Consider the following 19,487-nt stretch of genomic DNA (forward strand, 5'->3'; position numbering starts at 1 on the left):
AATGACATTGATCGAACTATATCGAGGGTTCGCACGACAGGAAGTGAAGGCGTGTCGGCTCATCGACCAGATGCACTGGTTTGCGGTCAATGCCGAATTCGATCCACGGACCGGTGAAGCACTTCCACAGATGTTGACGGGTTTTCTCGCGCGGGTCGCAAGTGAAAAACAGCGAGGCCGACGGCAAGACCGTCTTCAACGTATCATTGAACACTCTCGCTTGGCTGTGGGGCGACTGTTTCGCACTTTGAACGAGCGTCCGCGGCGCGAGCATTCGCTCTTGCCGGTTCGTTCGGTTCGGGAATTGGATGCTGCATGTTTTGTCAAGCTGAGCACGCGTCCCGGACGCAATATTCGGGAAAAGCTAGCCGGCAGACCCTATCTTCAGGCCGTTCGTCGATATCAATCCGTCGATCTTCTCGAGAATCGTCTGCTGAAAGCGTATGTCGCCTTAATAGCCGAGTTGCTCGAATTGCGTAACGGTTTTCTGTGTGAGCCGGAGGACGATTTACTTGTGACGATTCGCCGGTGGCTCACTTCCGACGAAGCACGGTCCATCGGTGAGTGGCAAAGTGTCCCGCCGAACAACACGCTTCTTACCCACCGTGACTATCGCCGGGTATGGGATTCCTGGCGGCGGCTACAAACAATCGATGACGACATTGCACGGGATTTGTCGAGACTGGAAGAACGACAGGCCACTGTCGACCGCTGGAGGGAGTATGCGCGCATCTATTGTCAGGGGACGCACCGTTTCGCTGAGATGCCCGTCCTTTTCAACTACGAAGAGTTCACGATACGAACATGGGATTCGAAACCGTTGTTTCGCATAAGTAGAGACGTGCTCAGGAGAACAAGCGACAAGAAACAGGTTCCAGAGTTGGCGTGCGTTGATCTTGCTGCGATTCGCCCCCGCTTTGCGGTAAAAGCAACCAAATCCTGGATTATGACGGACACTTACGTCTGGCAACAATGGAGGAGGGATACCGAAACTGTTGACATCACGTTATTCACCTCCGATGCCGTGTACCTTCATCGCGACGCGACTACGATTGCGCTTCCTGAGCTTTTGCTTGCGAGCGATGAGGCAGGCGAACACGGCGTTCGTGCGGCCCAAGCCTTCGCAGCTCGTTTGCGTGAGACGTTCACGAGCGATGCCCTTATCTGGCTTGTGCCGGACGGCCTGAACGACTTTGAATTGGACATTATTAGGCGCAACCTAAATGCTTACTTTCCCAACGCCGAACCACTTCCCCGCAGTATCGCAGCGGTTTTCGAGGAGGTTGACTGGGCCGCAATCACAAACGACGGCTATTCAGTCGCGGTTGTCGACAACATCAGTGGCGAGACGTGCGTCACGAAACTAGTCGCCCGATACGATCCGGAGTTGCAGCGGCTTGTACCCGAAACCAAGGGGTATTACTGGGAACGTCAGCCTCCGGTGTTGCTCTCAAAGGTCAACCGGGACCACGTCGCACAGAACGAGTGGCGAGCCAAGCTGACGACCGTTGACGACAACGACCGGTGGCATGATGCAGCTTCAACGGAACCGCTGCCATTCGTCGACCCAAGAAAGTTAAAGGACGATCCCCGCATCGGAATCTTCGATTTTCGGATTAACCTGTCGGAGAGCCCGGTCCGAGGCGGCATACGCCTTCACGAAATGCAGGAGCGAGCTGGGGGCATCCCGCTGTGGCGAGATCAGATACCGGAACTGTCCATCAGAGTCATGAAAGACGGACGTTATCAGCGATTCACCCTTGTCGCACGTGGGACCACGATCAAGCCGATACGCGGTCAGGCGATCCGCATTCCGATTAATGAATCGTTTACCCTTCCGCCCGGAAAGCGGTTTTACCAATTTCCGCTTTACCAGGGAGCCGATGCTGATGAGCTCAAGTATTCCGCTCGGCTTGATTCACCGGCATTCCCGTTGAAATCGGCCGTCGATTGCGAACTCACGCTCACTTTTCAGTACGGTGCCGACGAACCCTACGCACTGCTCTTTGTGCCGCGGGACAAGTCCCTTTCACCCGTCCGCGCCACTTGGCAGCGAACCCAGGAGATCCTCGTCACCGACGCCCCTTCGCCGGAATATCCCAAGCCGATGTCATGGGAAGACCTGCGCCGCGTGCCGAAACCGGGCGGTAAAGATACGAGTGACTTGTTGGGATGGGTGCGGGATGCTACTACACGGTTCCACCGCAGCCTTTTTCGAGAGGTTGGCCAAATAACATCTCTTTGGCGTAAAGACAAGCATGATCGGCATTATGCCTTTGCCCGCCTTAATGACGGCACTACAGATGTGTTTATTCACGAATCCTCCCTTGCCGAAGGCTTTTCCTATCGAGACTTTCAGACAGGTAGCACGGTGTCGCTTGAGCTGTGCGAGCAAGGCGGCAAGTATGCTGCCCAACGGGTTGCCACTGCGGACTTCCGCGAGCCCACGCACAGTGTCGTCGAAAGAATCCGCAAAGGTCTTTACTTTCCGGTGATTCAGATTTGGCGCGACGGGAGATCCATTAGCGATCCAGACTGCCCGCCGGAATTTGCGAATTTCATGCGATGCATTATTCCATACTTCACACGCCTGCTACAAGACACCGGTATTTCTGATCAGATTCAACGCGAATTACTATTCTTGTTAGCGTGCATGCACAAGGACATGCCGGATGAGACCATTCACCGGATAACGGATCAAGTGGAACGTGGCGTTATGCGTGATCCACGAATGATTGGCTTTGCACTTGGTGATGTCTCGGAAATGTGGCAACAGCATCTATTCCGGACACTTGCCTCAAAGCCGAATCAAATGGCAATCAGCGCGTTCGCCTACGCCATCTGGCGAGAACAGCACCTTGTTGAGCATTTTACGCTGAGTGAACTCAATGCCCTGTTAAATGCACTGCTACGACGACTACGCAAAATCCCGTCTCCAATGACACAGACATCCGCACACAACAATAGGGGCATGAGTTTGAGGCCTCGCGACATTGCCGAAGGCCTGGAGTTGCTGTTGGGGCTCCTGCGTACTCGCGCATCGAACGATAAAGACATAAGGATGCTTCTTCAGCCCCATCAACGAATCACACAGCTACTCGCGAAACAAGTGGATCGAGTGGACGATATCCTTGCGGAGTCACGTATTACGCTGTTGTCCCGGGTGCAAATCGACCTTCAAAAGCCCGAGGGAGTTCGGACGCCGGATTTGCTTTACGCCTTACGTTTGTATCTCACCGGCGATGACGGCGCAAATACCATTCATGTAGCCGGTATTTCGGACAATGACGACAATTGAGCGCATAAGAAAGCATCGTCTTCTTGCCTGGTACGGAATCACAGATCTGCGGGGAGCCCATGGTTTCGAAGAACTTCATGAGCCGGTGCTCGGTGCGGTAAAAACACGACGCTATACCGGCGGGATCGTCCCAGCGTACACCACAGCAACCTCTGCACCACAACCGTCTGACAATAGGAACCCCTGAACACCCGACTCGACGTCAACGACATAGGGAACCCCTGAACAACGCCCGCGACTTCGCCGGATCGAGTATCTCGGTCTTGTTTTCGGTTCTAACGGGCGGATGAACGGGGTTTACAAGGTCTATATGTTGTCTATGTCGCCCGGTTTATCGGGCCGTCACCTCGTGAGCGCGCACTATCAGCGCTCTATCCCGCGCCGGGCAAGGCCATACTCCGCAGTATCGCCTAGCGGCGAAGGTAGATATTCACGGCGCTCACCGCTCGAAAGCCGAATACGTGAAAGCAAATAAAACGCAGCAGAATTACTCTGGGGCTCACGAGCAAGGGCTCCGCGTGGTGCGACCCAACGTCGGGAGACTCGCACCGGGGGGCTTTCATGTGCAGTTTCTTCACCACGCCGCCCTCACCCTAACCCGCTGCCGGAGGGCGAGGGTATTTGTGCGGTCCGATTGGAAAACTCGCTCTAAGAGAGCCTGTCACTGGGCCGCGTGTTTGGTCACGATCAATCGCACCTCTTGCCCGGCGGGGACGCGGACGGCGTAGCCCTCCCAGGATTGCGGGCCGGTCAAGATCGACGATCCGCCCGACGCTTCCCGAATCTCCACGCTTTCCTCCGGGCCGACGGTGAGCCATTCGGGGAACTGATTGATGCGGGGATAGTCGAGCGGCAGATGGAAATATAGTCGGTGGCGGGGTCGATCGAAGATCAACTTGCCTTGCCAATCCTCTTTCGCCCAAAGAGAGACGTAGTACGTTTCGCCGAGGCGGACGGTACCGAGGCACAGGTCGGGACGCCAGGGCGCGACACGAAGTCCCTGCGTCTTCCAGAAGGCGTACATGACGGCGGTGCGCGCCACGTTGCCATCGCCGTGCCAACCCTCGATGATGCCGTCCGGCCCTTGCCCTTGCCACATGTCGCCGATTTCACCGTCGATCCACGCGGCGGCCTCCTCGACGGGTTCGCGATTGTACAGGTTCAGCGCCCCTTCGATCGAATCGGCGTACTCGTCGGCCACGCCGCCCCAGTCGTAGTCCTTCAATTCCGGCAAACGGCGGAGCGTGAACCGGACGGCCTCGCGATATTCCGGGACGTCGTCAATCAAAGCGACCGTATAGATGCCGTTATAGTTGTACCCCCAAGTATCGCAGATGCCGGGGTCGTGTTCGCCGGTCTTGGGATCGATGAAGTTGTAGAGCATTCCCCGCTCGTCCCGCCCCACGGCCAGGACGCGGTCGCACATTTCGCGGATGGGGGCCTGGTACTGGGCCTTTTTGTCGGGTCGGGCGAAGGCCGTCGCCGCGTACAACTCGCAGAGGCCCGACAGGATCTCGCAACCGTGGTCGCGAAGGTGCAAGCGATCGAAATCGCGCGTGGGATGGTGATTGCCCAGCAGATAATAGTCGCCCAGTCGCACCGCATAGTCTAAGTAACGTTCGTCGCCGGTCATCCAGTAGAGGCGGGAAAGGACTTGAAGCTGCTCGCCGTTGACTTCCACGTTGTCCGAGGGAATGGGACCGTTCGGGGTCGCCGTCGCCGCCGCCTCCCACACGCCGTTTTCCAATTCCAACAGACGGTCCGCCCAGGGGCTGGGGCCGAGATACTCGGTCAACGGCAGGAGTCCGTCCTTGGCATACTCCGATGCCCCGAAGATGATGCGTCCCACATCGGCCTCGGGGCGGAGAAAGGCCCGGCGCGAGAACGACCAGGCGTCGGGCAGGCGTCCCAATCGGGCCGTCAATCGCGACTCGGTCTCCAGGATGGCTTTCATCGGGCCGTCAAATACGGCGGGATCGGTGAGGTAGGCGGTGAGCACCATGAACGGATAGTTGTCCGCCGCCGAGTCCTCCGCGTTCCAATAGTCGCGCGATTCGCGGAGATTACGGGGAATCAGGCCCGTCGCCGGGTCCGCCTGCTCCAACCACCCGTGCAGGTAGGCGGAACAGCGGAAGAACTGTTCATTGACGCGCAGGCCGTTCTTTCGGGCAAGGCGAAAGGCGGCCTCTTGCGGATCGGCGTCGTTGGGTTCGGGCAGGGGGGTGGTCCACAGGGCCTTCATCTCGGGATAGGCGTCGGCCAGGCCGCCGCGCCCGCTTTTCGGCGACTGCCGGGAGGACAGCGTGACCCGGACCTGCGGCAACTTGTCGTCGAGGATGGGCTGATCGCCCGCCGCCAACACCCGGTAGCCCGCAAAAAACGCCGCCCTTTCGCCGATGGGCTTGATGCGGATGTCGTAGGTCTCGACGCCTCCGGGCAGGCGAGCGTCGAAGTCCACGAATCCCGGCGGACCGGTGTAGGAAACGGCGGACGGTTGCCCGTTGATCTCCAACAGGGCCGTTCGTTGGTCGCCCTTGCACCCCGCCTTCAGACGCAGAATCACTCCCTCGGCTGGAACCGGCCGAATCTCTAACCGAATTTCGTAGCGTTCCAACCAGACGTACGGAGTGTCCTGATAAACCTGGGACGGATCGGCCGGGTCGCGGAACGCGCCCTCCGCCAAGACCCGCTGCTCGCCCTCGATCGCCGCGGCGGGGCACGGCACGCAAGGGCTTACCGCAAGGACGATCAGCCAAGCCAAACCGAGGTCGAGATATCGCCGACCCGTTCTCGACCACGCCGTCACGCCAACACTCGCTGCCATGGCCGTTCCTCCCGATTCGTATTGCATTCGGTGGCCAGGACGGTCGATCCCCCGCCGGTCCGGGAGTCGCGCCGCCCTTCGCCCAAGAACATAACAGCTTGCGAACGGGATGCAAGCCGCCGGCGAAAGAAACCGCGCCCGGCACCGCCGGCTCACGCCGGCGGCTCCCATCGATGCGATGCCGGTTGGAGTCGGCGGCTCCCATCGATGCGATGCCGGTTGGAGTCGGCGGCTCCCATCGATGCCATGCCGGTTCACGTGGGCGGCGGTCCACGCCGGCGCCTCGCTTCAGCGCCGATTTTGCAACACGCAGCGATCCAGGTAGAACACGCTGTCCTTCTCCGCCGTGCTGCACCAACCCAACCAATTGAATTCCTTGAACCCGGCGCTCATGGGGAGGTCGTCGAACTCCAGCGTCTTGCCGCCCGCCGGGGTGACGCGCAACCGCCATTTTCCGGTTACGTCCTCGCCCACCGCGCACACCAGTTCGAAGGTGACCCAGCTTTCCTCGGGCAACTCGGCCAACTTTTTACCGCCCACCGTCAATCGCCCTTCGCGGACCCAAAGCGACGGTCCCACCTGATACGGTCCGGTGTCCCAGGTCCGCCATTCGTGAAAGAGCACGGCGCCTTTGCCCAACCAGGCATCGAAGCGGAGCGTGGTGGTGCCCGCGGTGTGATTGGGGCGAATCACCCAATGGGGATTGAAGCTGTGGGCCAACCCCGGCGCGTCCTGAAACTTGAGGGATTTCGCTCCGTCCGATGCCCGCTCTTTGCTCACCACCAAGGCGTCGCCGCGTCCTTCGACGTTGACTTGCCCCTCTTGCGGCGGTTTGTCCGGGACCATGAACTCGAACGACTCGTCCATCGCCAGCGGCGGGGCGGGCGGAGGCGGCGGGGCGAATTCCACGTCGGGGTATTCGAAACTCGCCGGAATCTTCCGCCACTCGGCGTCCCCTTCCAGACCCGCCTGCGTATAGTCGAAGGGTTCGAAGCCGATTTTCAAGGCGGGCGAGTCGGGACGCAATCGGAAGTCCCCGTTCTCCGCATCCACGAAACCGGGATCGGCGATGATGGAGCCTCGATCCCAGCCTTGGGCCTGCCGCTGCTCCAACGTCATTCCCTGGAAGTCGATCGGTTCCCCGCCGCCGTTCCAATACAGGTTGGAGGCGAATCGGACCAGATCGTCGTTGATCTTTCCGGCGACAACGAGCGGTCCGCCCTTCCATAGAACGATATTCCGCTCGAAAAAGAACGAGACATGCTCTTCCACGCGGGAGCGCTGGATTTGCCCGTCCATGCTGAAGGCGAAGATATTGTTCTCGACGCGGTTTTCGCGACCGTAGTGTTGGTGATAATTGCCGGTCTTGGTTCTATAGACGAGATTATTCTTTAAGACGATATTCGAGCTGCCTTCGTCGTTGTACAATCCCCAACCGCCGCGACCGTAAAGGTCGTAGGAATATACGTCGTGAATGACGTTGTGGCTGACGCTGGTGCCCGGCGATACGCCCAGCGTGTACACGCCGCCCATATCGCTGAGAACGCCCCAGCCGAGGTGGTGAATATGGTTGAATTCGATGCGATTATGATGTGCGAGCGATTCGCGATATCCCCACACCCAACCCACCGAAATACCCGTGTAATAGAAATCGCTAATATCGTTGTGCACCACCTCGTTATAACCGCTGTGTCCGATCCACACGCCGATGGCGCCGTGATGGATGCGTCCGCCGGCGTGGATGATACTGTTGCGGCAAACGATATGGTCGGTGCGTCCCTCCGGGCGGGTCAAATCCGTCCCGTGGCCTTCACCGATCTTGACGCCGCCTCCGCCCAGGTCCTCCAGCAGGCATTGCTCTAAACGACAATCCCGGCAACCGCGGCGGAACCACACGCCCGAGATGCCCACGTGCCGGATGTCGCAGCGTTCCAGGGCGACATTCCGGGCGCCGTCCAACATCACAACCGCCGGAATGGTCACCTCCGCCTGACCGTCGGCGTGACCTTGCGGCGGAAGGACGTATTGCCCGTATTCGAACGCCAGTCCGCGGAGCGTGACATGCTCGACCCATTGCTTTTCGTCGGGCTTGCCCGCCACGACGACGAACTCCGACACCACCGGGGCGGTGACCTCGGCGGTCGCCATGTCCTCGCCGGGGCGGGGATAGTAATACAGCGTCCCGTCGCGATCGAGAAACCACTCGCCCGGTTCATCCAAGGCCGCGCGGAAGTTTTCCAAGCGATAGCGGCAATTGGGTCCCCAGTACGCGAATCCCCAGGGGATCGGGGCGGTCACGGAGACGATGTTTTGGGCGCGATCGAAGGCGGAAATCCGCGAGCGCGAGGCCTCCCAGGAGTGATACGTGACCAGCGTGACGTCGTTCAACGCTTGCCCCGAAAGATTGCCCAGCGGGGCGACATCCTCCGGCCTCGCCTGGAACGCGCGGTTGACCGTCTCCGCGACCCGTCCCGACGAGTCCGTGAAATGGTCGATCTTGCGCAATACGTAGTAATAGAATTTGTTCGGGCTTGCGGCGCGGACGGCGCGTTCGCCGTTGACCCAAAGTTGCTCGAAATACCAGGTTCCCTCGGCGACCTCGGGGATGCGGGCGGTCCACAAGCCATCCGCCTGCCGGGTCCAACCGGTGATTTGCCGTCCGCCGAAAAACCGCGGTTTCTCCGGACCGGCGGCCTCGTAGATGACAGGGGCATCGACCGTACCGCCGTCTTGCGGTTCCAAGACCAGCGGTCCTTGGAGGCGATATTCGCCGGGAGCGACTTTGACGCGGAATGGGCCGCTGCGACCGGCGGCCTTCAACCGACGAATTGCGTCGCGCGCTCCCGTCAGGCTCGCCAAGGGACCGTCCGTGCCATCCGCGCTGGGCGTCTCCAAACCGCCGGACCAGCGATCATCGCCGCGAGGATGAACGTGCAGCACCGTCTCCTCCGCCCGGGCGAAGGCCGTGCTCAGCGCGAGCACAACAACGGCAAATAGGGTAAAGACTCTCAAACCGTGCGACATGGCGGGACTCCCGGCAGGCTGGGACAGGGTGTGCTAACGAAGCTTTCAGACGCTTGGTCTCGTTCGTTCGGTGAATCAAATGACGAAGCGGACGGCTTTGTGAATGTGCGGCGGTTCGATGGAATCGGAGCCTTCCAAGTCGGCCACCGTGCGGGCGACCTTGGCGAGGCGGTCGGTGGTGCGAGTCGAGATCGAGCTTTCCGCCACAGCGCGCTTATAGGCCTCGAAGCCCTCCGAGGAGAATCGGCACAACTCTCGAATGCGCCCGGCGGGGATCGCCGCATTGAAGGGGATTTCCAAACCGGCAAAGCGCTCCATCTGACGTTTTCTGGCGTTGAGAACGACCGTTCGCAGTTCCTTGGTGCCGGGAACGGACTGGTCCGAGAACCGTTCGTCTGCGGTAAGACGCTCCATCTCCACTTTCATGTCGATCCGATCGAGGAGCGGACCGCTGATGCGTTCCTGGTAGGCGGCGACTTCGCGCGGTGAGCAGTTGCACTGCGGCGTGCCGTAATAGCCGCAAGGGCACGGATTCATGGCCGCGATCAGCGTGAAGCGGGCCGGAAAGGTCGCCCGCGCTTTGACTCGTGTCACCGTTACCACCCCGTCTTCCATGGGCTGGCGCAGGGATTCGAGGGAATCGCGTCGGAATTCGGGCAACTCATCCAGGAACAGAATCCCCAGATGGGCAAGGGTGATCTCGCCCGGTTGAAGCGCATAGGACCCACCCCCGACCAACGACTGTTTGGAGGCCGTGTGATGCACGGCGCGAAAGGGGCGGCGATTGACGACGGTCCCGTCCTTGTCGAGGGCGCCGGCCGCGGAATAGATGCGCGTCAATTCCACGATCTCATCGGGTTCGAGGGGCGGCAGGATTCCCGCCGTCGCGTGCGCCAGTAACGATTTGCCCTCTCCCGGCGGGCCGATGAGAAGCAGGTTGTGCCCCCCGGCCGCTGCGATGACGGCAGCCTCCTTGGCTTGCTGCTGCCCCTTGATAATGGCGAAGTCCGGAGCGCGCGGGATCGCCGCATTGACCGTCGGTCGCTGATTGATGACGTTTTCCAACCGCGACTTTCCGGCGAAGAAGTCCACGACCTCTTGCAGCGTTCCTACGGCGGCGACCTGACAACGCTTGCGATTCTCCTTCAAGCTGACGATGGCGCACTCCCTTTCGTTGCCTATCGGGACGATCAACGTTTGATGGGGACTGGCCGCTTCCGCGATGGAAAGCACGCCGCGGACGCGCCGCAACTCGGCGTGCAGCCCCACTTCTCCCACCAGCACGTATTCTCCTTCGACCGTCTCCGGCAAGTCCGGCAGGTAGCCCGACGCCTGGAGCATGACGATGGCGATCGCCAAATCCAAGCTGGAACTGTCCTTGGGCACGTCGGCCGGGACCAGGTTGATCAGAATCTCGACCTGGGGATACGGTACTCCCAACTTCTGGAAGGCCCCCTGAAGTCGCGTGACGGCCTCGCCGGCGGCACCGCGAGCCAACCCGGTGATCCTCACCGCCGTTTCCCACGAAATGGGTTCCTTCGTCACCGAGACCGCTCGCCCTTGGACTTCGATGATACTCCCTTGCAATCCCTGCACCACGCCCGCGTTCAACGTGTGATCGCGCCTCAAGAGATCCTGAAGGTTTGATCTCAACATTCGTCCGGCGGAGTATCGCATCTTGGTCCCCTTCGCCGCAAAGCGCCGTGTTTGGCCGCGATTAGATTCCCCGCTATTATACTTGCAGCGGACGGCGATTCACCCCGTGCAACGGACCCCGCGGAGAGGGCGGCGAGGAGGCTGTTTGCCCGTGCTCGCGCGCCGCCGCGACCGCCTTTTCCAACCGGGAGAAGCCTTATTTTGGAAAGGAACACCTCATGCGCACGATTCTACGCTGGCTGTGGCAACGAGGCGTCATCGGGAACTTTCTGTCCGGCTTGGTCGTGATCCTACCCTTGTTGATCACGATCCTGGCCATCAATTGGGTGGCGTCGTTCCTGCTGCGGTTGTTGGCCGCCGACGCCCCGCTGGGCAAGACGCTACGGGCGATCGGACTGAATTTCGTCACCCATGAGGCCTCCGCCGTCGCCGCCGGGTTGATCGTCGTGGCGGTCGGGATTTGGGCGATCGGGCTGTTTTCGCGATCCCGCGCGCAAATGGCCGCGGCGCGCTGGGTGGAAGCCATGACGAGTCGCATCCCCTTGGTGGGCAGCGTCTATTCGACTGCCGCCCAAATGGTCAAGATGCTTCAGCCCGACCAAAAGGCCGAAATGTCCGCCATGAGCGTCGTTTTCTGCACGTTCGGCGAGACGCAATCGTGCGGACTGCTGGCCCTGCTGGCCTCGCCCGATCGCCTCCGCATCGGCGATCGCGAGTACTGCGTGGTGTACATTCCCACCTCGCCGGTGCCGATGTCCGGCGGCGTGCTGCTGGTGCCCGCCGAACAGGTGCAGCAAGTTCCCATGAGCGTTGAACGCCTGATGCAAATCTACCTGTCGATGGGGGTAATGACCTCGAGCGCCGTTCCGCCCGAACTTGTGGTGCAATCGCCCTCGCCCGGCGATACACTGAAGAAACCATCCGCGTAGCACGGGGACCTTGACCCGTGCCGCGGCCACCGTGCGTTTCAGGCGCTCGCGTGACGACGGACCCTTTCGCCGCGTCGTTCCGTTCGTTTCAACCTTGCTGGGAGTTTCCGACATGAGATCGCGACCTTGGTTTTGCCTGCTGTTGGTGTTGTTCGCGTGGTGTTCGGTCTTGCCCGTCGGTCGCGCCGAAGGGCCTGCCATCCCCGCCGAAACGCCCGAGCAGCGCGACGCCCGAATGCAGTGGTGGCGCGAAGCCCGATTCGGCATGTTCATCCACTGGGGCGTCTACTCCGTGGCGGGCGGCGTGTGGAATGGCCAACCCGTCGGAGGCGCCGGCGAATGGATCATGAACTCCGCCAACATCCCCGTGGCCGAGTACGAAACACTCGCCCCCAAGTTCAACCCCGTCAAGTACGATCCGGCGGAATGGGTGCGCATCGCCAAGGACGCCGGCATGCGGTACATCGTGATCACCTCCAAACACCACGACGGTTTCTGCTTGTTCGATTCCAAGGTCACCGACTGGGACGTGGTGGACGCCACCCCGTGGGGCAAGGACCTCTTGAAGCCCCTGGCCGATGAGTGCCGCAAGCAAGGGCTTCACTTCTGCACCTACTACTCGATCATGGATTGGCACCATCCCGCTCAGTATCGGGGTAGCGATCGGGCCTACAATCCCACGCGCATCCATCCCGAGCGCAAACGCGAATACATGGATTACATGAAGGCCCAACTCCGCGAACTCCTGGAAAGCTGCGACCCCGAGGTCCTTTGGTTCGACGGCGAGTGGCCCGACTGGTACACCGAAGCCGACGGTCGCGAAATCTACGCCTACCTCCGCGAACTGAAGCCCACGCTGATCATCAACAATCGCGTGGGCAAGGGGCGCAAGGGCATGGAAGGAATGAATCGAGGCGATCAAGAGTACGTGGGCGACTTCGGCACGCCCGAGCAGCAGATTCCCGCCACCGGTCTGCCCGGCGTGGACTGGGAATCGTGCATGACCATGAACCGCACCTGGGGATACAGCAGTCACGATCACCGGTGGAAGAGCGCCGAAACGCTGATCCGCAACGTGATCGACACGGCCTCCAAGGGCGGCAACTACCTGCTGAACGTGGGCCCCACGGGAGAGGGCGAGATTCCCGCGGCCTCCGTCGAGCGGTTGGCGGCCATCGGTCGCTGGATGAAGGTCAACGGCGAGTCGATTTACGGCACGCAAGCCGGTCCGCTGCCGTCCACGCCCTGGGGGCGCTGCACCTCCAAGCGGCTTGCCGACGGCACGTTGCGGCTTTACCTGCACGTCTTCCAGTGGCCGGAAAACGGGCGGTTGACGGTGGAGTCCGCGCCGGGTCGCCCCAAGGCGGCGGTTCTCCTCGCCGACGGTTCGGCGCTCACGGCCAAGGCGGAGGGCGGAAAGATCATCATCGACCTGCCCGGCAAGGCCCCGGACGCCGTAGCGAGCGTGATTCGCCTGGACCTGGACGCCGCCCGGTAGGCAAACTCGCTCGTTTGTCGCCTCACCACGGCGCGATTCTCCACCTCCAGCTTACGCTGGAGGCTCACGTGCGATTGGGCATTGCCACACCAATTCTAGAGCCACCAGCGTAAGCCGGTAGTGCTCGCGCACGACGGCGCGCTAAACTACCGCGCGCGGAACCACGGCGCGATTCTCCACCTCCAGCTTACGCTGGAGGCTCACGTTTGGCTGGAGGCTCACGTGCGATTGGGCATTGCCACACCAATTCTAGAGCCACCAGCGTAAGCCGGTGGTGTGTATGCGCACTTGGAGCCACCAGCGTAAGCTGGTGGTGGAATCTTGGGCAGCGCCGAGACACCTCGGGCTTACGCCCGAGGCTCCAGTACGATTCGCAGCGCAACAACACCTCGGGCTTACGCCCGAGGCTCGCTTGGGGGCTTATCGGCGCGCCCCCCAACCGGCCCAAGCGATTGCCTTTGGGCCGGTTTTCGATCAAAGTGAATGCTGAGAGACCTACCGCGCGCACCGTGCGGTCGACTCACGGAAGGGATCGCGCGAACGCAGGGCCGCCGCGGCGTCCGCCGCCTTCAGGCAGGGTGCGGAGCGGACCGTCGCCCCGTCTCGCCCACCGAGATCGACCGGCGATCCGCGGGGCAAAAACTCGCCGAAAACGCATCATGGCTTCATCCGGCAAATCGATTCAGACAACGGAGTGGTGGTGTCGAGGAGACCTCACGGCGATCCTCGAATCCCCCCGCGGTCGCCAAGAATTGACGTTCACGCGACCGTACGTCTTGATCGGCTCCGGAGAGGCTGCCGACGTGCGTCTCTCAGGGCCGGGCATCCCCCGCCGCCTGCTCTACGTGCATGCCGCGCAAACCGGCCTGTTCGCCGTCCCGCTGGTCGATCCGTCCCAGTTCCACCCCTTGCCTCAGGGATGGCTGCTCGACCGCGTACCCCTGCAACTGGGACCGTACCGCATCACTTTTCATTGGCAACCGGAAGGCGGCATCCGCGAAGGTCCCCGCGAAGGCGATCTCTGTCGCCGGGGATCGCTGCCGGGCCTGGGCTGGGACGTCGAGGTCCGCTCCGACGACCAAGCCCTGGCGTTGATCGACGTCCGGCGACGGTTGACGTTGATCGGTCGGCGCAAACCGTGCGCCGTGCAGTTCGCCCATCCCACCGTGTCGGCCTGCCACTGCATGGTCATCGCGGAAGGCGAGCGGCTCTGGGTGGCCGACCTGGGCAGCGCCAACGGCACCCTTTTGAACGGGGAAGCGGTGACGGTCGCCGCGTGGCCGGAGCACGTCCCGCTCTCCATCGGTCGCTTGGACCTGATTCCGCGTCTGCGACAAGCCGAAGGGAATGCCGAAAGGGAGGCGCCTTTCGCGGGCGACGAATCGACCCCCGTCCCGCCCGACTTCGACGCCGGCGACGACCGCGTGCCGACCGGCCCGAGTGACCGCGACGCCGCGCCCCCGCAACTCGAGCGGTCGGAACGTCGACTCCGGCACACCGGCGGCCATCCTGGATTTCCCCCGCCCCATATTGCCCTTCCGATTGATTCACCCCAGAATAGTCCGATCATAGCGGACGCGTCTGACAAGGAGACGGCGGAGGGCGATCAGCCGCGTCGAAGCGGGCGGAGCGGCGATGAAGCCTCCCCGACGGCAGGACCGGCCAACGAACTTGCCGCCGAGGACGCGATCCCGGCGCCTTCCGAACCGGGCGACGTGCGACCGGCAACGGAGCGGTCGGACGACGCCGAGGGGTTCCTGCCCTGGGAACACGACCTCATCCGAATTGCGACGGACGGCGAGGCGCCCTGGGACACCGAAGCTTTTCTCGTCGTGCCGCCTTCCGCGGATGCGGGGCAATGGATTTCGCAACAACCGGCAGGGTTTGCCATGCAGGATGACCGCAGCGCGGCGTTGGTGAAGGATCTCGTGCTGTCTCTGCTCGCCGAGGAAGCCGAAACGCAAGACGACGCGGGGTCGGCTTCGCGCATCTCTTGGAGCGAGACGATCGTCGCAAGCCCCGACTTGGATGCCTGCCGCGCGGCGCCCGGCATCCTCACCCCGGAGGATCGCGCGGAATGCCTGGCACGGCGCGAGGCGGAGTTGGCCGCCCGCGAAACCTTCCTCCACGAATTCGCCAAGACGCTGGAGGAGATGTCGGCCGAGCTGCTGCACTTTCAAGATTCCCTGCTGGCCGAAGACGACCGCATTCAGCAGGAGAAGAAGCTGCTGGAGGATGTCCGCGCTCGTTTGGGCGAGGATCGGGAGGCCCTCTGCCGCGAGCAGGACGCCGCCATGACGGAATTGCGTCGCGTTCGCGAGGCGATTCACCTCGAGGAGCGACGACTGGCCGAAACGCGGGAAGAGGTCGAGGCGGCCTTGGCCCGGCAGATCGAGGACAAGAAGGCCATCGAGGAACTCCGCTCGCAGGTGGAGCGGGAACGCGCCGCCTTGCAGGAGGAACGCCTCCGCTGGGAGGAATTCCGCCGTGCCGCGGAAGAAGAGCACCGCCGGTTGCAGCGCGAACGGGAAGAGTGGCAGGCGCGTCACCAGGCCGATCTGGCCGCCTGGTCCGAACAGTCCGCCGCGCTGGAGACCGCTCGATCTTCACTGGCCGAGCGGGAGGCTCAATGGGAGGTTCGCCGCGCCGAATTGGAAGAAGCGGAGCGCGCGCTTCAGCGGCGGGATGCCGAATCGCTCGCCCGCGCCGAGGCGCTCGCCCGGGAGCAGGAGGCCCTGGACCGGCGGCAAACCGAAGTCCAAACCGCCTTGGACGCCTTGGCACGGCGCGAACAGGCCCTCCGCGAGCGCGAGCAGACCCTGGCATCCGAGGCGCAGCGCTTGGCCGAGCAAGCCGAGTCGCAGCAGGATCGCGAAACCCGACTGGCGGCGGAGAGGAACGCCCTCCGCGAGCGAGAAGTCGAACTCGATCAGCAACACGAAGCGTGGCGGCGGCGCATCGAGGAATGGGAACGCCGGGCCGAGACGGAGCGGCACGAGCGGATCGATCAGGCCAACCTTCAAGCGGAGATCGAACGCCTTCAGGCCGAATGCACGCGACTGTCGCTCGCCCTGGAAGCCCGCGACGCGGATTCAGCCCAATTGCACTCCAAGTGGCAGGCCGAAACGTCGCGACTTCAGGCCGAGCTTGTCCGGGCGGCGGAGGAGCGCGATCGCCTTCTGGAAGACGTTCGCCGCCGCGACGAAGAGCGCCGTCGTTGGGAACAGGATCGGGAAGCCCGGCAGGCGCAGCACGCCGCCTTGTCGGCCGAGGCCGACCGATTGCTGACCGAAAGGCGGCAGTGGGAGCAGGATCGCGAACACTGGCGTCGCACGCTAACGGACTGGGAGTCCCAACGCACCGCCTGGGTAGCCGAGCGGCAAGAACTTCAGTCGCGTCTTGCGGAATGGGAAGCGGAGCGCCGGGCATGGGAAGCGCGGTGCGCCGAACTCGAGGACCGACTCTCCCGCCGACAAGCCGAAGAACCCGCCGCGACGGAGCCCACGACGAAAGGCCCGCCGACCGTCGAGGATCGTCCCGAGATTCGCACGCCCGAGGACGTCGAACCGCCGCGGGAGCCTGCCGATCAACCGCGTGATTATCGCCGCTATATCTCCAAGCAAACGAAACCGGACCCGCTGCTGATCCCGCGTTTGCCGCCGCGGCGGCGCGGCGTCGCGACGCGCTGGTTGGCTGCCGCCGCCGTGTTGGCCGGGATCGCCGCCGCCGTGACGTGGTATCGTCTGCCGCGACCGGCCATGACGACGGCGACGTTGGACTTTTCGCAGGCCGCCAAGCTGATGCACGCCCGCGACGGCACGCTCCCCGCGGGCGTGGACCCCGGCGATTTGCCTTTCGTGGAGCCGTTCCTGCCCGATGACGAAGAGGTCGTCGCCGAACTCTTGCAGGGGGAGGGCATCCGCGACAACGCCGTGGCGGCGTCGCTGGCCGAACCGGAGCGGCAACTGCCCGGCCTGCTGTTCATCAGTCGCTCAGAGGACGTGCCGTTCATGCACCTGCGGTTGCGGACGGCGGAGCCGAAGGACGCGGAGGCCTTGCTGCGACGCTGGGCCGACGTCTACACCGCGGCGCTGCGGCGCCGGACCGAAACCGCCGGTCGCGCCGCGCTGCAACGGGTGGAGGCCGAACGCCACGACGTCTCCGCGAAGATCGCGCGGTGGACCGTGCAGAGAAAGGAAACCGAAGGCCGATTGGGCACCGGTCGCCCGGTGGAATTGGAGGCGCGTCACCTTCAAGCCGTTCACATGGCCTCGGTGGGCGAGCAGGAGTTGGCGCAACTGGATCGCCAGATCGCGGACTTGACACAGCGTCGGGACGCGGCGGCAACCGCCGCCGCCATGGAGGCTCCACCGGTCGAGACCGCCGAACTGAACGCGGCCCTGGAAACCGACCCGGAGGCCCTGGAACTCCGCGCCAAGCTGACGGCCTTGGAGTCGCCGCAAGCCTCCGGTCCGGAGGCCGCCGCCGCGTCGGCCCAGGAGCAGGTCGCCGACCTCCGGGCCCGATGGGATGCCCTTCAAGCCAAGCATCGAGAGCGGCTTGCGCGGCAGAAGAAAGAGGCGGCCCAACTGACCGTGGAGACCTTGTCCGGAGAATTGCAGGCGCTGGAGGCACGGCGGAACGAGGTAACCGCGGAGATCGCCGAACAGCAAAAGATCGCCGCCGACTGCGCGTCCGCCGCCGAGACGCTCCGCCGCGCGGAGCAGGAACTGCCGGAATTGGAAAGCCGGGCGGTGCGACTGGCGGCCAAAGCGGAACAATTGCAAGCGGCCTTGGCCGACGCGACCGGCAAGGGACCCGAGATCTCGCTGCAAAGCCAAAACCTGCACGAACCCGCCGAGTTTTTTCTGCCGCTCTTGTCGGCCTTCGCGGCGGCCTTGTCCGTGTTGGCCGTGTGGGGCGGATCGGCCCTGCTGATCGCCCGGCGAGAGCCGATCCGCTATTTCGTCGAGCAAGGCGCCGCGCCGGAATCGCCTGCGCCGCGACCCGGTCGGACGGGCCTGGAGAGGGCGTCGTCGTGATCGGTCCGTCTCGTCCGTTCGCCGCCTACCCCGAGGCCGCGCCCGGTCTATCGTTCGAGGACCTGTTGCGGCCGCGCACGTCCTTCCCGCGAACGAGCGTCCGCCCCAACCCTTTTGCCAAGCCTTGGGGAGCCATGCCGCTGCCGGTATTGGTGACCGGACTGGCGGGCGTGGCGGGCTATCACGCCTTTGAGTGGCTGACGCGACGCTATCCGGGCGACGTTTGGGGCATTCGCCCCCGCAATAACCCGCATGTCCGCGGCGACAACGTCCTGGCCTGCAACATCGAGGACCGCGCCGCCCTGGAGCGTCTGTTCCGACGGTACCGCTTCGCCGCCGTGCTGGACGCGGTGGGCAACTGCGCTCTCAAGCCCTGCGAATTGGCGCCCTCTCTGGCGCGGACCATCAATGTGGAAGGGCTGCGAAACGTGTTGGAGGCCGCCGGTCGGGAACGGCCCCGCATCGTCCGACTCTCCGTGGACTTGGTTTTCTCGGGAAATAAGGGCGGCGATTACGTCGAGACCGATCCGCCCGATCCCGTCACCGTGTACGGCAAGACGATGGTCCAGGCCGAGGAACTGCTGATGGATCGCGTGCCTGCCGCGTGCATCCTCCGCATATCCCTGCCGATGGGCCGCAGTCCCAACGGACACGCGGGGGCGGTCGATTGGATCGAATCCCGGTTCCGCGGCGGTCGGCCCGCCACGCTCTACGTGGACGAGATCCGCACGCCCACCTACGTCGATTGCCTCAGCGCGGTATGCGAGGAGGTATTGCGGTCGGACCTGGCGGGGATTTACCACGCGGGCGGACCGCGACGCCTGAGCCTGTATCAGATCGGCCAGATCATCAATCGGCTGGGCGGTTACGACCCCGACCTCTTGCACGGCATCCCGCGCCGCATGGCGGGACCGATCCCGCCTCGGGCAGGTAACGTGGCCATGGACAGCGGCAAATTGGCCGCCGCCCTGGGACGTCCGCCGTTCCTGCCCTGGCCCCTGGAAGACGCCTGCGTGCCGACCGACCCCCACTGGCACCGCCGCCGAGAACTGGTATTGACCTAGAGCCGCCGGCGTAAGCTGGTGGTGAAGTGAACAATTCACTCACATACTAGAGCCACCAGCGTAAGCTGGTGGTGGGTTATTACTTGGAGCCACCGGCGTAAGCTGGTGGTGTTCGCAGTGGTGGACGCTGGGTGGTGTGAAAACACCTCGGG

At 63.0% G+C, this 19,487-nt stretch carries 8 protein-coding genes; 5 read left to right on the top strand and 3 right to left on the bottom strand.

Annotated features, from left to right (window positions below):
• Window position 1: 1 nt before the first annotated feature.
• Window positions 2-3,298: a hypothetical protein gene (locus tag ACYQ6J_RS14620; RefSeq protein ID WP_460184925.1), complete on the top strand. Its 3,297-nt coding sequence runs from the start codon at window positions 2-4 to the stop codon at window positions 3,296-3,298.
• Between the two features lie 661 nt (window positions 3,299-3,959).
• Here ACYQ6J_RS14620 and ACYQ6J_RS14625 read toward each other — a convergent pair.
• The 3 genes from ACYQ6J_RS14625 to ACYQ6J_RS14635 all read right to left on the bottom strand — a co-directional run bounded on the left by ACYQ6J_RS14625 (window position 3,960) and on the right by ACYQ6J_RS14635 (window position 10,802).
• Window positions 3,960-6,122 (bottom strand): glycoside hydrolase family 88 protein, encoded by a 2,163-nt coding sequence (locus tag ACYQ6J_RS14625; RefSeq protein WP_460184926.1) that lies wholly within the window; start codon window positions 6,120-6,122, stop codon window positions 3,960-3,962.
• Window positions 6,123-6,410: 288 nt separating this feature from the next.
• Window positions 6,411-9,146, bottom strand: coding sequence for a right-handed parallel beta-helix repeat-containing protein (locus tag ACYQ6J_RS14630; RefSeq protein WP_460184927.1), 2,736 nt, complete (start codon window positions 9,144-9,146; stop codon window positions 6,411-6,413).
• A 75-nt stretch (window positions 9,147-9,221) separates the two neighbouring features.
• On the bottom strand, window positions 9,222-10,802 hold the full coding sequence (locus ACYQ6J_RS14635) for a YifB family Mg chelatase-like AAA ATPase (RefSeq protein ID WP_460184928.1): 1,581 nt from the start codon (window positions 10,800-10,802) through the stop codon (window positions 9,222-9,224).
• Between the two features lie 218 nt (window positions 10,803-11,020).
• Here ACYQ6J_RS14635 and ACYQ6J_RS14640 point away from each other — a divergent pair, with 218 nt between their 5' ends.
• The 4 genes from ACYQ6J_RS14640 to ACYQ6J_RS14655 all read left to right on the top strand — a co-directional run bounded on the left by ACYQ6J_RS14640 (window position 11,021) and on the right by ACYQ6J_RS14655 (window position 19,335).
• Entirely contained in the window at window positions 11,021-11,731 is a 711-nt protein-coding gene (locus tag ACYQ6J_RS14640) for a DUF502 domain-containing protein (protein ID WP_460184929.1), read from the top strand.
• A gap of 112 nt (window positions 11,732-11,843) precedes the next feature.
• A complete protein-coding gene (locus ACYQ6J_RS14645) occupies window positions 11,844-13,229 on the top strand; it encodes an alpha-L-fucosidase (RefSeq protein ID WP_460184930.1) in 1,386 nt (461 codons plus the stop codon).
• Window positions 13,230-13,888: 659 nt separating this feature from the next.
• Window positions 13,889-18,271 (top strand): FHA domain-containing protein, encoded by a 4,383-nt coding sequence (locus tag ACYQ6J_RS14650; RefSeq protein WP_460184931.1) that lies wholly within the window; start codon window positions 13,889-13,891, stop codon window positions 18,269-18,271.
• Window positions 18,268-19,335, top strand: coding sequence for an SDR family oxidoreductase (locus tag ACYQ6J_RS14655; protein ID WP_460184932.1), 1,068 nt, complete (start codon window positions 18,268-18,270; stop codon window positions 19,333-19,335). The genes ACYQ6J_RS14650 and ACYQ6J_RS14655 overlap by 4 nt, the downstream gene beginning before the upstream one ends.
• Window positions 19,336-19,487: the final 152 nt, after the last annotated feature.

Source organism: Thermopirellula anaerolimosa (assembly GCF_054657335.1).

Bases quoted from the DNA above. Each gene is read 5' to 3' on its own strand.
- ACYQ6J_RS14620 (WP_460184925.1), top strand. From the start codon at position 2: ATGACATTGATCGAACTATATCGAGGGTTCGCACGACAGGAAGTGAAG.
- ACYQ6J_RS14625 (WP_460184926.1), bottom strand. From the start codon at position 6,122: ATGGCAGCGAGTGTTGGCGTGACGGCGTGGTCGAGAACGGGTCGGCGA.
- ACYQ6J_RS14630 (WP_460184927.1), bottom strand. From the start codon at position 9,146: ATGTCGCACGGTTTGAGAGTCTTTACCCTATTTGCCGTTGTTGTGCTC.
- ACYQ6J_RS14635 (WP_460184928.1), bottom strand. From the start codon at position 10,802: ATGTTGAGATCAAACCTTCAGGATCTCTTGAGGCGCGATCACACGTTG.
- ACYQ6J_RS14640 (WP_460184929.1), top strand. From the start codon at position 11,021: ATGCGCACGATTCTACGCTGGCTGTGGCAACGAGGCGTCATCGGGAAC.
- ACYQ6J_RS14645 (WP_460184930.1), top strand. From the start codon at position 11,844: ATGAGATCGCGACCTTGGTTTTGCCTGCTGTTGGTGTTGTTCGCGTGG.
- ACYQ6J_RS14650 (WP_460184931.1), top strand. From the start codon at position 13,889: ATGGCTTCATCCGGCAAATCGATTCAGACAACGGAGTGGTGGTGTCGA.